Raw genomic sequence first — 512 nt, 5'->3', positions numbered from 1 at the left:
TTTTTAATTTTAGTTGCTTCAATACTTAAAATCCATCTCCAGGAGCAGCAGGACTTTGTGCCTGAGCTTTTTTAGGATTCAAAATCATATAAGTACCTAATGCAGTTAATGCTGCATATTTACTATAATTACCTATTTTCTTTATGGCTTCCTTTCTTGTAATGTCTTCTGTTTTATGTTCTATATTTTTCATGATATTTTCTAGTTTAAAAATTACTAAATTATTCTAAAATAATTTTTTTGTTTAAAGTTCCGTTTTCATTTTCTAACTGTACGATATAGATACCAGTTGTTAATTTTGGTAATGCAATATCTTGCACCCCATTAGAAACAAAAGAAGTGTTTAGCACTTGTTTTCCTAAAATATTATAGATTTTTACACTGGCTCTTCCTTGAGATAACCCTACAATTCTCAACGAAGATTTTGCTGGAGAATAGATGCTGATATTGTCTAAAGCAACGTCAGTTGTACTCAACACTCCTGAAGCTTTTGTGTGTAAGTAGAAACGTCC

2 protein-coding genes are annotated in these 512 nt (G+C 30.7%); both read right to left on the bottom strand.

Going from position 1 to position 512, the window contains the following annotated elements; translation table 11 throughout:
• Positions 1-25 precede the first annotated feature (25 nt).
• The gene (locus IU405_RS04130) at positions 26-193 is read right to left on the bottom strand and encodes a hypothetical protein (RefSeq protein ID WP_197437350.1); all 168 of its coding nucleotides are present in this window, start codon (positions 191-193) and stop codon (positions 26-28) included.
• 28 nt (positions 194-221) lie between these two features.
• Positions 222-512, bottom strand: a 291-nt coding sequence (locus tag IU405_RS04125) for a T9SS type A sorting domain-containing protein (RefSeq protein WP_197437349.1), incomplete at its 5' end; no start/stop codon positions are given.

The organism is Polaribacter sp. BAL334, assembly GCF_015767435.1.
Classification (GTDB): Bacteria; Bacteroidota; Bacteroidia; order Flavobacteriales; family Flavobacteriaceae; genus Polaribacter.
Note: the sequence above shows the minus strand (reverse complement) of the source record. Positions and strands in the feature narration are given on the sequence as shown.